The sequence below is a fragment of the Agrobacterium sp. V1 genome, from assembly GCF_030518355.1.
Lineage (GTDB): Bacteria > Pseudomonadota > Alphaproteobacteria > Rhizobiales > Rhizobiaceae > Agrobacterium > Agrobacterium cucumeris.
Genome location: NZ_JAULSF010000001.1, coordinates 2,056,082 through 2,068,538, shown reverse-complemented (window position 1 = coordinate 2,068,538; position 12,457 = coordinate 2,056,082). Strand labels below are relative to the sequence as shown.

The following is a 12,457-nucleotide window of genomic DNA, read 5'->3' as shown; positions in this document are numbered from 1 at the left end:
ATACGCCGTCATCCTCGGGCTTGACCCGAGGATGACGGAGGAGAGGTCGTCATTCAACAAAATCGCGCGGTCATCGCCGCGCGATCTTATCTTCCCGCCTCAGACTATTTCAGCGCCGCATCGGTGATTTCGGTGGTATAGGCGCCGGAGGGTTCCCTGGTAATGACCGGATCGGACCCGCCGCCGAGCAGTGTCTTGACGGTGCGTTCGTAATCCGCCTTGTCGAGCGCGCCTTTCGAGCCGGCAGTCAGCTTGGCGACTTCGCCCATCATGCGCTTCTGGTGCTTTTCGGTCTGGGCGCCGGAGGCGTCGTTTTCGAGAACGATGTCGGCGGCATCGTCAGGGTTTTCTTCCGCCCATTTCCAGCCCTTCATGGAGGCGCGGACGAATTTGACCATGTCTTCCCTAAACTTGGCGTCTTTCAGCTTGTCTTCGAGAACGTAAAGCCCGTCTTCCAGCGTCGCCACGCCTTCGTCTTCATATTTGAAGGTGACGAGGTCTTCCGGCTTGATGCCGGCATCGAGGACCTGTCCGTACTCATTATAAGTCATGGTGGAAATGCAGGCGGCCTGTTTCTGCAGCAGCGGATCGACGTTGAAGCCCTGTTTCAGAACCGTGACGCCATCCGCACCGCCGGTGGTCGGGATTTTCAGGTGTGCCATCCACGACAGGAACGGATATTCATTGCCGAAGAACCAGACGCCCAGCGTCTTGCCCTTGAAGTCGTCGGGCTTGGTGACGCCGGTTTCTTTCAGGCACGTGAGCATCATGCCTGACGATTTGAACGGCTGGGCGATGTTGACCAGCGGCACGCCCTTTTCACGGGTGGCGAGTGCGGATGGCAGCCAGTCGACGATCACGTCAGCGCCGCCACCGGCCAGAACCTGTGCGGGCGCAATGTCCGGGCCGCCCGGCTTGATATCGACATCAAGGCCTTCGGCTTCATAAAAGCCCTTGTCCTTGGCAACGTAATAACCGGCGAACTGCGCCTGGGTCACCCATTTCAGCTGCAGGGTAATCTTGTCGGCGGCCTGCGCACTGAATGCCGTCATCACTGACGCGCCGGCAAGAAGCATGGATGCAAGTTTCATTTTCATCGCTGTTCCCTTTTTCGTTATTTACGTTCGTCCCCCACGGACGGACGGATGCCAGAAGGTGACGGCCCGCTCCGCGAGCGCCACCAGACCGTAAAAGCCGGAGCCTGCGAGCGCGGCGACCGCGATTTCGGCCCAGACCATATCGACATTGCTGCGGCCCATTTCTGCCGAGATGCGGAAACCCATGCCGACGATGGGTGTGCCGAAGAATTCCGCAACGATGGCGCCGATCAGCGCCAGCGTGGAGTTGATTTTCAGGGCGTTGAAGATGAAGGGCCAGGCGGCGGGCAGGCGCAGCTTCACCAGTGTCTGCCACCAGCCGGCGGCATAGGTGCGCATCAGGTCGCGTTCCATGTGGCTGGAAGCGGCAAGCCCCTGCACCGTGTTCACCAGCATCGGAAAGAAGGTCATGATGACAACGACGGCGACCTTCGACTGCCAGTCGAAGCCGAACCACATGACCATGATGGGGGCAATGCCGACGACAGGCAGAGCGGAGACGAAATTGCCGATGGGCAAAAGCCCGCGCTGCAGGAAGGGCGAGCGATCAATGAGGATGGCGAAGAGGAAACCGAGGCCGCAGCCGAGCACATAGCCTGTCAGCACCGATTTGAGGAAAGTCTGGCGGAAATCGGCCCAGAGGATCGGCAGGGAGCCGAGAAGGCGGGCAGGAATGGCGCTGGGGGCCGGCAGCAGGATGGGCGGTACGGAAAAACCACGGACCATACCTTCCCACAAGACGAGGATGGCCAATCCGAAGAGGAGCGGCACGGCGATGTGGCTGATGCGCTTTGCCGAGGGGGAAACGAAGCGGCGGCGCACCAGCCATTCGTTGAAGGCCCAGGCGGCAAGCCAGAACAGGATCGCGCCGATAAACCAGCCGGGATGGGTCATGGCCTTGCTCCCATTCGTTTCAGGACTGCTGCGTGGGCGATGCCGATAATGGATACCAGAAGTGCTGCGACACCGGCGGCCATGAACAGCGCCGCCCATATCTGCACCGTCTGGCCATAATAGGAGCCGGAAAGCAGCCGCGCACCGAGACCGGCGACGGCTCCCGTGGGCAATTCACCGACGATGGCGCCGACCAGCGCAATGGCAATGGCGATCTTCAGCGAGGTGAAGAGATAGGGCAGTGCAGCGGGCCAGCGCAGCTTCCAGAAGATTTGCGCAGGCGAGGCGTTATAGGTGTGCATCAGGTCCAGCTGGATGGTTTCGGGACTTCTCAGGCCCTTCACCATGCCGACGACGATTGGGAAGAAGGACAGGTAGGTGGAGATCAGCGCCTTCGGCAGCAACCCGGAAATGCCGGTGGAGTTCAGCACCACGATGATCATCGGCGCAACGGCGAGGATGGGGATCGTCTGGCTGGCGATGATCCACGGCATGACGGAGCGGTCCATGGCACGATTGTGGATGATGGCGACGGCCAGCAGGATGCCGAGCGCAGCACCGATGGCGAAACCGAGCAGTGTGGCCGAGAGCGTGACGCCGGCATGATAGACGAGGCTGCGCTTGGAGGTGATCGCCTTGTTGACGGTGGTGTCCCAGAGTTCGGCGGCAATCTGGTGCGGGGCGGGGAGAACCGGGCGCTCCTGTGCGAAGGTTTGTGGCAGGAGTTGTGAGAAGCTCGGCGTCTGGCCGGCGCGGGTGGCCTGATCGCGGGCGAAGGGCATGTTGAGATAGATGACGGCGAGGTGCCAGACGATGAGGATGGCGAGGAGGACGGTGAGGATGGGGAGGATGTGGTGGCGGAGGAGGGTCATGGGTTTTCGCTCCGCTGCGTGCATCGAGGGTGATGATTAGCGGTGACCTGTGGGTGAGGCTTACCCCCCTCTGCCCTGCCGGGCATCTCCCCCACAAGGGGGGAGATCGACTCGTGGCATGGTCGCGGCCATCTCAACGCCTGTGGAAAGAGCATTGGTAGCGCTCCTTGCCGATCTCCCTCCTTGTGGGGGAGATGCCCGGCAGGGCAGAGGGGGGTAACACTTGCCGCAACGGCGTCGTTTCCAGCATCACCCCTCATAGCTATGCCCCGCCTTCAACCCCTCACGCACCCGATGCGCAATCGCCAGAAACTCCGGCGTCTCGCGAATTTCCAGCGGCCTTTCCCGAGGCAAGGTGGATGTGATCACATCCGTCACTCTCCCCGGCCGCGGCGACATGACGACGATTTTCGTCGAGAGATAAACCGCTTCCGGAATGGAATGGGTGACGAAGCAGATGGTCTTGCCGGTCGTATCCCAGAGTTTCAGCAGCTGTTCGTTCAGATGATCGCGGACGATTTCGTCGAGCGCGCCGAAGGGCTCGTCCATCAGCAGCAGGTCGGCATCGAAGGCGAGCGCGCGGGCGATGGAGGCGCGTTGCTGCATGCCGCCGGAGAGTTGCCAGGGGTATTTCTTGCCGAAGCCGTTGAGGTTGACGAGGTCCATCGTGCGGTCGATGCGTTCGCGCTGCTGGGCTTTGGTGTAACCCATGATTTCGAGCGGCAAAGCGATGTTCTTTTCGATGCTGCGCCAGGGATAAAGTGCTGCGGCCTGAAAGACATAACCGTAGGACCGGTCTCGCCGGGCGTTTTCCGGCGTCGTGCCGTTGACAGTGATGTCTCCCGACGTGTGTTTTTCGAGATCGGCGATGACCCGCAAAAAAGTGGTCTTGCCGCAACCCGACGGGCCGATGAAGGAGACGAATTCGCCCTTGCCGACTTCGAGATCGACATTGGACAGCGCATGTACCGGGCCATCCCCCGTTTCGAAGGTGAGGCCGAGATTTTTGGCGGAAACGACGGAATAGGGGGAGGCCGGATTCATCGTGGCTTGGTTTCGCTTTCCGTCAGGGCCGCGCGCGCCAATGGCAGCATGCGGGTTTCGGTGAGTCTGGCGATCGGCAGATCGGGCGTGGTGTCGAGATCGAGCCAGCGCACTTCCTCGATTTCCGCCTGCGGCAGGACCTCGGTATGAAGTCTGGCTGTAAAAGCATGGGCAACGACATCGGCCCCCGGTTCGTTGGCGGCTTCCTCCCGAAAGACACCTTCGTAACGAACGGCATGGTCTGGCAAGGTCAGGCCGATTTCCTCGGCAAGTTCGCGGCGCAGGGCCTGTTCCGGCGTTTCCCCGGGGTCGATCTTGCCGCCCGGTTGCATGAATTGCGTGGTGCCGCGCTTGCGCACCACCAGCATTTGCCGCCGCTCGTTTAAAAGAACGGCAGCGGCGATGATGATTTCACGTTTTGCTTCAGTGCTCATGGTTACACACCCGATGCCGGAATGCCGCTGCGTTCCACCCGGCGCGGCGAAACGAGTTCCTTCCAGGTGGAAAGCGCCCGGCTGACGGCGGGGTAGGGGTCGCGGGAGATAAACTGGCCGTGGCCCGGCTGGGTTTCGATGCTGCCCTCCTCGATGCTGACGAGACCGCGCGACAGGGTGAAGCGCGGCAGCCCCCTGATCTTTTGTCCCTCAAAGACATTGTAATCGATGGCCGATTGCTGGCTCGCCGCGCTGATGGTCTTGGTGAGCTGCGGATCCCAGACGACGATATCGGCATCGCTGCCAACGAGGATTGCGCCCTTTTTCGGGTAGATATTGAGGATCTTGGCGATGTTGGTGGAGGTGACGGCGACGAATTCGTTCATCGTCAGACGTCCGGTCACCACACCATGGGTCCAGAGCAGCGGCATGCGATCTTCGAGCCCGCCGGTGCCGTTTGGTATCTTGCGGAAATCACCCAGCCCGAAGCGTTTCTGCTGGGTGGTGAAGGCGCAATGGTCGGTCGCCACACATTGCAGCGACCCGGAAGCGAGGCCCGCCCAGAGACTGTCCTGATGCTGACGGTTGCGGAAGGGCGGCGACATGACCCGGCGGGCGGCGTGATCCCAGTCGGGATTGGCATATTCGCTTTCATCGAGGATCAGGTGCTGGATCAGTGGCTCGCCATAAACCCGCATGCCGTTTTGGCGGGCGCGGCGGATCGCTTCATGCGCCTGCTCGCAGGAGGTGTGGACGACGTAAAGCGGCGCGCCGGCCATATCGGCGATGATGATGGCGCGGTTGGTGGCCTCGCCTTCCACGGCAGGCGGTCGCGAATAGGCGTGGGCCTCGGGGCCGATATTGCCTTCCGCCATCAGCTTTTCCTGCATCTGCGCGACGATATCGCCGTTTTCCGCATGCACGAAGGGAATGGCGCCCAGTTCGGCGCAGCGCGAGAAAGAGGCGAACATCTCGTCGTCATTCACCATCAGTGCGCCCTTATAGGCCATGAAGTGCTTGAAGGAGTTGATGCCCTTTTCCAGAACCACCGTCTTCATGTCGTTGAAGACCTGCTCGCCCCACCAGGTAACGGCCATGTGGAAGGAATAATCGCAATTGGCCCGCGTCGCCTTGTTGTCCCAGCGCTGCAGGGCGTCGAGAAGCGGTTGGCCGGGCTCCGGCAGGCAAAAATCCACCACCATGGTGGTGCCGCCGGCCAGCGCCGCCCGCGTGCCGCTCTCGAAATCATCGGCGGAATAGGTGCCCATGAACGGCATTTCCAGATGCACATGCGGATCGATGCCGCCGGGCATGACGTAACATCCGGTGGCATCGAGGATGGTGCCGCCGGTGAGATCAGGCCCGATTTCGGTGATTTTGCCACCTTCGATTTTTACATCGGCCTTGTAGGTGAGGTCGGCGGTGACGATGGTGCCATTTTTGATAATGGTGGCGGTCATTGAACTGTGTTCCCGGTGGCGAGGGCTGGCGAATAGCGGTCGGGATGATCAGGCGGGAAAGTCTTAGTGTTCAGCACGGCGAGGATGGTGTTGAGCGTAAAGGAAAGCTCTTCGAAGATTTCGTGGTTCCAGAACCGTAGAACCGCATAGCCGTGATTGTTGAGCCAGAGCGTTCTTTGCCGGTCATGCATGGAAGAGGCGTGCTGTGATCCGTCAAGCTCGACAACCAGCATTTGTTCGCGGCAGACGAAATCGGCGATGTAAGGGCCAAGAGGGACTTGTCGGCCGAATTTGAAACCGTTCAACCGCCGGTCCTTCAGTTCGTACCAGAGGCGGTATTCGGCGTCGGTCTCGTCGCGGCGGAGTTTTCGGGCTTGTGCAGTTTTGCCTGAGTGGCGTTTTGCTGCTTTTTTACCGGTATGGTCTGCCATGACCCTTGCCCCCTCATCCGGCCCTTCGGGCCACCTTCTCCCCGGCGGGGAGAAGAAATGGGAGGCACCGTCGCAGATTTTTATGACGCCGGTGGTAGGGGTGAGGGGCTTGCCACGGGTTTCTTCTCCCCGCCGGGGAGAAGGTGGCCCGAAGGGCCGGATGAGGGGGCTTGGCCTCGTGGGTACGATCATTCCACGATCTCCGCAGTCTCCAGCACCGCATGCAGCAGCACGTCGCAACCGGCCTTTGCCCATTCGGGCGAAATCTCTTCCGCTTCGTTGTGGGAAAGCCCGTCCACACAGGGGCAGAAGATCATGGTGGAGGGGGCGACCCTTGCGGTCCAGCAGGCATCGTGGCCGGCGCCGGAGATGATGTCCATGTGGCTGTAGCCCAGTCTTTCGGCAGCAGTGCGCACGCGGCCGACCAGAACCGGATCGAAGGTAACCGGATCGAAATGGCCGATGGCTTCGATCGCGCAGCCGACGCCGAGTTCTTCGGCGATCACTGGCACCTCGCGCTCGAAGATGGCGCGCATGCTGTCCAGTTTCGCCTGCGAAGGCGTTCTAAGGTCGATGGTGAAAACCACCTTGCCGGGCAGCACATTGCGGGAATTGGGGGTGAAGATCATCTGGCCGACGCCGGCGACAGCGCCCGGCTGGTGGGCCATTGCCACTTCCTGCACCTTTTCGAGAATGCGGGCGGCGGCAAGGCCGGCATTGACGCGCATGGCCATCGGCGTGGAGCCGGTATGGGCTTCCTTGCCGGTGAGCGTCACCTCCAGCCACCATAGGCCCTGGCAATGGGTGACGACGCCGATCTGTTTGTCCTGCGCCTCCAGAATGGGCCCCTGTTCGATATGATATTCGAAATAGGCGTGCATTTTACGCGCGCCGACATCTTCCTCGCCCAGCCAGCCGATGCGTTTCAGCTCGTCGCCATAGGTCTTGCCGTCTGTATCGGTGCGGCTGTAGGCGTAATCGAGATCATGGATGCCGGCAAAGACGCCTGATGCCAGCATGGCGGGCGCAAAACGCGCGCCTTCCTCGTTCGACCAGTTGGTGACAACGATGGGGTGCCGGGTTTTGATGTTGAGGTCGTTGAGGCTGCGCACCACTTCCAGCCCGGCCAGCACACCGAGCACGCCATCATATTTGCCGCCCGTCGGCTGGGTGTCGAGATGGCTGCCGATATAGACAGGAAGCGCGTCCGGATCCTCACCGGCGCGGGTGGCGAACATGGTGCCCATGCGGTCGACGCCAAGCGTCAGGCCCGCCGCCTCGCACCAGCGCTTGAACAGATGGCGGCCTTGTCCGTCCTCATCCGTCAGTGTGCGGCGATTATTGCCGCCGGCGATGCCGGGGCCGATCTTCGCCATGTCCATCAGACTATCCCACAGACGGTCGCCATTGACCGTCAAGTTCTTACCCGCCGCCATGAAATGTCGTCCTCACCTGTTTTGTTTTTATCGAAGCAAAGCTTGTGCCGTTCCCGTTTTTGCCGGCTAAGATAACAGCCATTGCCTTGTGCTGGCGATGATGGATAAATTGACCGGCTGGTAAACAATGCAAATTTGCGATGGCGTCAGCAAGGGACTTTTGTGACGAATCGCACTAATTTTGCCTAAACTGTACGCGTCGATTATTTTTTAATCATACTGTAGCGGCAATTGCATCGAAAAGAAACAGAGAGCAGAGAATGGCCATACCGCGCGCAGCGAAAACACAGAAGCGGACCCGCATTCAGGAGGAAAAGCAGGAAGCTATCCTCGAGGCAGCGCTCAGTGTTTTTTCCATCAACGGCTTTCGTGGTTCCACCATAGACCAGATTGCCGAGGCGGCCGGCATGTCCAAGCCGAATGTGCTTTATTATTTCCGCACCAAGGAGGCGATGCATCGCGCCCTCATCGAGCGGGTGCTGGATACATGGCTTGATCCGCTCAGGGCTTTTGATGCCGAGGGTAATCCTGAAAGCGAGATCCGCTCCTATATTCGCCGCAAGCTGGAAATGTCGCGGGATTTTCCGCGTGAAAGCCGGTTGTTCGCCAATGAAATCCTGCAGGGCGCGCCGCATATCGAAGATGAGCTGAAAGGGCCTCTCAAACAACTGGTGGATGAAAAGGCCGAGGTGATCCGTGCCTGGGTGAAGGCCGGGCGGATTGCCAAATGTGACCCCTACCACCTCATCTTTTCAATCTGGTCGACCACCCAGCATTATGCGGATTTCGATGTGCAGGTGCGGGCGGTGCTGGGTGACAGGCACGGCGGCGATGGCCGTTTTGAAGATGCGGCCCGGCATCTGGAGCAGCTTTTCATCGGTGGATTGCGGCTAAACGGCTAAGCGGGACGGGTTCTCGCGAAGATGTGATCGATGTTTTGTGTCAAAACATGAGGAAAATGATCACCTTTATACTTTACTCCAAAACTCATCTTTATTATGGTGCCGCTATCCCGAATGTCCGGGGCATGAAAAATCAACCGGCAGGTGAGGGAATGGCACGCAAGGAAAAGAAGAAGGCCGAACGCGGCGGCAAGCAGGGCAAAGGCGCGCCTCAAAACGAAAAGGACGTGGCCGAACAGCAGCTTTCCGGACCGAAGAGCTTTCTTTATGTCGGCGGCCGTGACTGTCAGGTTGCCCATCTTCGCCAGATCGCCAGCAATTTCGGCGCGGAACTGATCCATCACGATGGCGGACTGCGTGAAGCGGTGTCGCGCATCGATACCGTTCTTCCTTCCGTCGACTGCGTTTTCTGCCCGATCGACTGTATCAGCCATGATGCGTGTCTGCGGGTGAAGTCGGGTTGCAAGAAATTCGGCAAGACGTTCATTCCGCTGCGCAATGGCAGCAAATCCAGTCTGGAGCGGGCGCTGCAGACCATGAATGAACGGACCTCCAGCGATGAGCGACGAGCGCAATAATTTCCATGATGATGAGCCCGCGGCAGCAGAAGCCTGCCGCGTGGAACTGCACAAGATGGCCGAACAGGGCGCCGATCCGGCCCTGACGGACATGTATGAAATCGTCGGCGAACGGGAGCGGCGCAACCGCGCGGCGGCCGCCGACAGCAATGTGGTGACCTTTCCCCATCTGCGCACCCGCCAACCCGGCGAAACGCCTTCCTTCGCCCTCGGCGAAGCGGCTGAAGGCGGCCGCAACATCCTGTCGTTTCGCTGGAGGCGTCGTTAAGGCCGATCAGCCTTTCGGCTTCAAAAATGCCCCGGCGCAGAGCACGAGCCATCCGGCGATCATGCCAAGGCCGCCCGTGGGTGCGGCGAAGGGAAACAGGCTGTGGCCGGAAAAATGCCTGACGACGAGATCACCGACAAAGATCGCGGTGCCCAACCCCAGGATCAGGCCGGCTGGAATGGCGGTCCTGATACGGTCCGCACCGACATGGAGCGCCACCAGCACAGGGGCATGCGACAGCGCCATGGCCGAAGCATTGCCCAGCATATAGGTCTCGCCCGTATGCGTGGCGGCGGCGGCAAGCATGACGCCGGCGGCACCCAGAAGGCCGCCGAGCAAAAGAATGAAGGCGCGCAATCTGTCGTGGGTCATGGGTTTTCCGCTTCCTGATTCTGCATATGAAAAGCCAGCCGCTCCACCGGCGCCCAGATGATCTCGCGCAGCTTGGGGTTCTCGATGGTCTCGTCCATGGCGCGGCGGAAGCAGAGCAGCCATTCGTCGCGCTCGGCAGGGCCGATGGGCGCGACGAAATGGCGGCGGCGCAACATCGGGTGGCCGTGTTTCTCGACATAGACGGGTGGTCCGCCAAGATATCCCGTCAGATAGTCGTAAAACTTCGCTTCACTGCCGGAAAGATCGGCAGGATGGATGGCACGGCAATGCGCCGCCTCCGGCAGGGTGTCCATCAATTCATAAAAGCGCCGGGTCAGGGCCTTGACGGTCGCATCGCCGCCGATCGCTTCATAAAGGGTAGTGGTCTCGCCGCTCATCATCCGCCTCGTCTGGCCCTGCGGTCCTTATCGCTTTCTCAAGCGGGAAGAGCAACAAGGAAAGGTGGGATGCGACATTTGCGACATTGTGCTGATCGACCCCTCAGTTTTCGGGCCCGACGTATCGTTGAATAGCCTGAACGGCGATTTTGAGTGGCGCGATATGTTCTGTCACCACGGCCCAAACCACATCGTCCGCGATCTTGTGGTATTCATGGCGAAGAATATTGCCGATCCCGCGAATCTGTTTCTATGGGATGTCCGGCGCGAGGTCCAGCAATTCCTCCGGTATGTACCGTGATGCCTCGGAAACGATCTCCAAGGCGCGCTATACAGCAAGCTTGAGGAGCCAATTTTGCTGAAAATCAGCAAGTGACAGGCCTGCAGTGTGGGTCTCAATGCCGTTTATGGCCTCCAGAATTTCAGAGAGAACTGGCCCGACCCTGCGTCTGATCATCAAAATATCCGTACTGCGGATCGCTCGATGTCATTCCGGAGCAGCGGGTGGAGGCTGTTGCGTGTCGTCACGTCCACTTCCACCGCCAGCTCTTCTTCCAGAAACTGCTTGATACCGACGAGATCGAGCAATGAGAAACGGCGGCTCGGATCATAATCGATGAAGATGTCCAGATCGCTTGAACCAAGGGCTTCATCGCGGGCCGTCGATCCAAAAATATAGAGCGACGTTGCGCCCATGCTTTTCACCGCATGGGCGTGCCGTTTGAGTTTTTTGATCGCGTCCGTTCTCTTCATGCGTTCAGCTTATATCATCCCGCATGCGTCATCCACTCATCCAAAATTGCGGATGAGATCGAGCCCCTTGTTCAGAAGTGTTTCGGCTTCGCCCTGATTGGCGGCTTCGACGTAGCAGCGCATTTCGGGCGCGTTGCCGGAAGGGCGAAAGTGGATGGTGCTGCCGTCGGTGAGCGCCACGCGCAGGCCGTCGATGTCGCTCAGCGTCTTCACCTTGCCGACCGGGGCGAGGAAAGCCTCGAGATTGTCACGCGAAGCGCGCAGATGCGTCATCAGGGCAGCGCTTTTTTCCTGGGCGAAATTCTCCAGACGGTCGGCGGCGGCGACCGGCAGATTGTAGGCGGCGGCGATTTCCGACAGCGGTTTTTTCTGCTCGGCCGACAGAAGCAGCACGGCGAGAACCGGCAGGAAGCTGTCACGCGTCGGCAGCGGCGAGACTGCCCTGCCGTTGAGGGTGAAGGCCGAGGCCGTGAGCAGGCCGCCATTGGCCTCGAAGCCCATGACGCCATTTCTGCCGGCGGCAAGCGCCTCTGCCATGCCGGCGATGACGAAAGGCGAGCCGACCTTTGTGCGAACGACCTCGAAGGAACCGCTTGCTTCAATGCCGGAATTGGAGGTGACGGGGGTAACGACCACACCGGCATCGAGGAAATTGGCGGTGATGAGCCCGATCAGGTCGCCGCGCAACGGCACGCCATTCTCATCGGCAAGCAGCGGGCGATCGCCGTCACCGTCAGCGGAAACGATGGCGTCAAGACCATGTTCTGGCGCCCACTTCTTGAGAAGCGTAAGCGTTTCCGGCGAGACTGCCTCGGTATCAACAGGAATGAAGCTCTCCGAGCGGCCGAGCGCCACGACGTCGGCGCCATAATGGGCGAGAACGTCGACGAAGAGATCGCGCGCCACGGTGCTGTGCTGGTAAACGCCGATCTTGAGGCCCGACAACGCCTTTTCCGGCAGGAGGGCGATGTTGCGTTCGTAAAACAGTTCGGCTGCGATTGCGGAATGGTCTTCCGCCGTCGCGGCCTCGTCGCTCACACCTTCCGCTTCGACTTCGGCTGCAAGGGCGGCGATTGCCGTTTCATCCTGCTTGTCGATTTCGCCATCCGGGCGATAGAATTTGATGCCGTTGCGGTCGGCCGGAATATGCGAACCGGTAATCATCAACGCGCCTGCCTTCAGCGACAGGCCGTAAAGCGCCAGGGCCGGTGTCGGCACGGTGCCGCAATCGAGCGGGGTAAGACCGGCCTTTTTCAGCGCGGCGATGCAGGTTGCGGAAACATCGGGGCTCGAATCCCGGAAGTCGCGGGCCACGAGAATGGGATCGCCCGCCTTTGCCTGACCCGATGTGAGAAGGTGCCTTGCAAATGCCGTGGCATAGACGGCCGAGGCTTTTCCTTTCAGATCGACGGAGAGGCCGCGAAGGCCGCTCGTTCCAAATTTCAGGCTCATGCCAAACTCCGTTTCGATAAAATCTTTGAGGTTCAAATGGATAATATAAAAATATAACGGCTGAAA

16 protein-coding genes are annotated in these 12,457 nt (G+C 60.0%); 3 read left to right on the top strand and 13 right to left on the bottom strand.

Annotated elements, in window-relative coordinates; all coding sequences use genetic code 11:
* Positions 1 to 104 precede the first annotated feature (104 nt).
* From QSV77_RS10105 to QSV77_RS10070, 8 genes are all read right to left on the bottom strand, one after another.
* Complete coding sequence (locus QSV77_RS10105; protein WP_302733345.1) at positions 105 to 1,097, bottom strand: ABC transporter substrate-binding protein; 993 nt, start codon at positions 1,095 to 1,097, stop codon at positions 105 to 107.
* A gap of 21 nt (positions 1,098 to 1,118) precedes the next feature.
* Complete coding sequence (locus QSV77_RS10100; protein ID WP_302733344.1) at positions 1,119 to 1,991, bottom strand: ABC transporter permease; 873 nt, start codon at positions 1,989 to 1,991, stop codon at positions 1,119 to 1,121.
* Positions 1,988 to 2,863 carry an ABC transporter permease gene (locus tag QSV77_RS10095; protein ID WP_302733343.1) on the bottom strand — a complete coding sequence of 292 codons (876 nt, stop codon included), beginning with the start codon at positions 2,861 to 2,863 and terminating at the stop codon, positions 1,988 to 1,990. Before QSV77_RS10095 ends, QSV77_RS10100 begins: the two co-directional genes overlap by 4 nt.
* Positions 2,864 to 3,112: 249 nt before the next feature.
* A complete protein-coding gene (locus QSV77_RS10090; RefSeq protein WP_302733342.1) occupies positions 3,113 to 3,907 on the bottom strand; it encodes an ABC transporter ATP-binding protein in 795 nt (264 codons plus the stop codon).
* Positions 3,904 to 4,341, bottom strand: a complete 438-nt coding sequence (locus QSV77_RS10085) for an NUDIX domain-containing protein (protein WP_302733341.1) — start codon at positions 4,339 to 4,341, stop codon at positions 3,904 to 3,906. The genes QSV77_RS10090 and QSV77_RS10085 overlap by 4 nt, the downstream gene beginning before the upstream one ends.
* Positions 4,342 to 4,343: 2 nt before the next feature.
* The gene (hydA, locus tag QSV77_RS10080; protein ID WP_302733340.1) at positions 4,344 to 5,801 is read right to left on the bottom strand and encodes a dihydropyrimidinase; all 1,458 of its coding nucleotides are present in this window, start codon (positions 5,799 to 5,801) and stop codon (positions 4,344 to 4,346) included.
* Entirely contained in the window at positions 5,798 to 6,232 is a 435-nt protein-coding gene (locus QSV77_RS10075) for an endonuclease domain-containing protein (protein WP_269701881.1), read from the bottom strand. The genes hydA and QSV77_RS10075 overlap by 4 nt, the downstream gene beginning before the upstream one ends.
* 188 nt (positions 6,233 to 6,420) lie before the next feature.
* Complete coding sequence (locus tag QSV77_RS10070) at positions 6,421 to 7,668, bottom strand: Zn-dependent hydrolase (RefSeq protein WP_302733339.1); 1,248 nt, start codon at positions 7,666 to 7,668, stop codon at positions 6,421 to 6,423.
* Positions 7,669 to 7,928: 260 nt separating this feature from the next.
* Here QSV77_RS10070 and rutR point away from each other — a divergent pair, with 260 nt between their 5' ends.
* The 3 genes from rutR to QSV77_RS10055 all read left to right on the top strand — a co-directional run bounded on the left by rutR (position 7,929) and on the right by QSV77_RS10055 (position 9,416).
* Positions 7,929 to 8,570, top strand: coding sequence for an HTH-type transcriptional regulator RutR (gene rutR, locus QSV77_RS10065; protein ID WP_142840491.1), 642 nt, complete (start codon positions 7,929 to 7,931; stop codon positions 8,568 to 8,570).
* A gap of 152 nt (positions 8,571 to 8,722) precedes the next feature.
* Positions 8,723 to 9,148, top strand: a complete 426-nt coding sequence (locus QSV77_RS10060; RefSeq protein WP_142840490.1) for a DUF2325 domain-containing protein — start codon at positions 8,723 to 8,725, stop codon at positions 9,146 to 9,148.
* Positions 9,129 to 9,416, top strand: a complete 288-nt coding sequence (locus QSV77_RS10055; RefSeq protein WP_269701886.1) for a hypothetical protein — start codon at positions 9,129 to 9,131, stop codon at positions 9,414 to 9,416. Before QSV77_RS10060 ends, QSV77_RS10055 begins: the two co-directional genes overlap by 20 nt.
* Before the next feature lie 6 nt (positions 9,417 to 9,422).
* On the opposite strand, the gene QSV77_RS10050 is transcribed toward QSV77_RS10055, so the two are convergent.
* The 5 genes from QSV77_RS10050 to uppO form a co-directional block, all read right to left on the bottom strand.
* Entirely contained in the window at positions 9,423 to 9,788 is a 366-nt protein-coding gene (locus tag QSV77_RS10050) for a DUF423 domain-containing protein (protein WP_302733338.1), read from the bottom strand.
* Positions 9,785 to 10,186 carry a group II truncated hemoglobin gene (locus QSV77_RS10045; protein ID WP_142840488.1) on the bottom strand — a complete coding sequence of 134 codons (402 nt, stop codon included), beginning with the start codon at positions 10,184 to 10,186 and terminating at the stop codon, positions 9,785 to 9,787. The genes QSV77_RS10050 and QSV77_RS10045 overlap by 4 nt, the downstream gene beginning before the upstream one ends.
* A 103-nt stretch (positions 10,187 to 10,289) precedes the next feature.
* Positions 10,290 to 10,388 carry a hypothetical protein gene (locus QSV77_RS10040; RefSeq protein ID WP_302733924.1) on the bottom strand — a complete coding sequence of 33 codons (99 nt, stop codon included), beginning with the start codon at positions 10,386 to 10,388 and terminating at the stop codon, positions 10,290 to 10,292.
* A 254-nt stretch (positions 10,389 to 10,642) separates the two neighbouring features.
* Positions 10,643 to 10,939, bottom strand: coding sequence for a nucleotidyltransferase family protein (locus tag QSV77_RS10035; RefSeq protein WP_271362306.1), 297 nt, complete (start codon positions 10,937 to 10,939; stop codon positions 10,643 to 10,645).
* A 36-nt stretch (positions 10,940 to 10,975) separates the two neighbouring features.
* Positions 10,976 to 12,391 carry a polysaccharide biosynthesis phosphomannomutase UppO gene (gene uppO, locus QSV77_RS10030; RefSeq protein WP_302733337.1) on the bottom strand — a complete coding sequence of 472 codons (1,416 nt, stop codon included), beginning with the start codon at positions 12,389 to 12,391 and terminating at the stop codon, positions 10,976 to 10,978.
* Positions 12,392 to 12,457: the final 66 nt, after the last annotated feature.

Excerpts from the sequence above, each read along its gene's own strand:
- QSV77_RS10105 (WP_302733345.1), bottom strand. The coding sequence starts at position 1,097 with ATGAAAATGAAACTTGCATCCATGCTTCTTGCCGGCGCGTCAGTGATG.
- QSV77_RS10100 (WP_302733344.1), bottom strand. The coding sequence starts at position 1,991 with ATGACCCATCCCGGCTGGTTTATCGGCGCGATCCTGTTCTGGCTTGCC.
- QSV77_RS10095 (WP_302733343.1), bottom strand. The coding sequence starts at position 2,863 with ATGACCCTCCTCCGCCACCACATCCTCCCCATCCTCACCGTCCTCCTC.
- QSV77_RS10090 (WP_302733342.1), bottom strand. The coding sequence starts at position 3,907 with ATGAATCCGGCCTCCCCCTATTCCGTCGTTTCCGCCAAAAATCTCGGC.
- QSV77_RS10085 (WP_302733341.1), bottom strand. The coding sequence starts at position 4,341 with ATGAGCACTGAAGCAAAACGTGAAATCATCATCGCCGCTGCCGTTCTT.
- hydA (WP_302733340.1), bottom strand. The coding sequence starts at position 5,801 with ATGACCGCCACCATTATCAAAAATGGCACCATCGTCACCGCCGACCTC.
- QSV77_RS10075 (WP_269701881.1), bottom strand. The coding sequence starts at position 6,232 with ATGGCAGACCATACCGGTAAAAAAGCAGCAAAACGCCACTCAGGCAAA.
- QSV77_RS10070 (WP_302733339.1), bottom strand. The coding sequence starts at position 7,668 with ATGGCGGCGGGTAAGAACTTGACGGTCAATGGCGACCGTCTGTGGGAT.
- rutR (WP_142840491.1), top strand. The coding sequence starts at position 7,929 with ATGGCCATACCGCGCGCAGCGAAAACACAGAAGCGGACCCGCATTCAG.
- QSV77_RS10060 (WP_142840490.1), top strand. The coding sequence starts at position 8,723 with ATGGCACGCAAGGAAAAGAAGAAGGCCGAACGCGGCGGCAAGCAGGGC.
- QSV77_RS10055 (WP_269701886.1), top strand. The coding sequence starts at position 9,129 with ATGAGCGACGAGCGCAATAATTTCCATGATGATGAGCCCGCGGCAGCA.
- QSV77_RS10050 (WP_302733338.1), bottom strand. The coding sequence starts at position 9,788 with ATGACCCACGACAGATTGCGCGCCTTCATTCTTTTGCTCGGCGGCCTT.
- QSV77_RS10045 (WP_142840488.1), bottom strand. The coding sequence starts at position 10,186 with ATGAGCGGCGAGACCACTACCCTTTATGAAGCGATCGGCGGCGATGCG.
- QSV77_RS10035 (WP_271362306.1), bottom strand. The coding sequence starts at position 10,939 with ATGAAGAGAACGGACGCGATCAAAAAACTCAAACGGCACGCCCATGCG.
- uppO (WP_302733337.1), bottom strand. The coding sequence starts at position 12,391 with ATGAGCCTGAAATTTGGAACGAGCGGCCTTCGCGGCCTCTCCGTCGAT.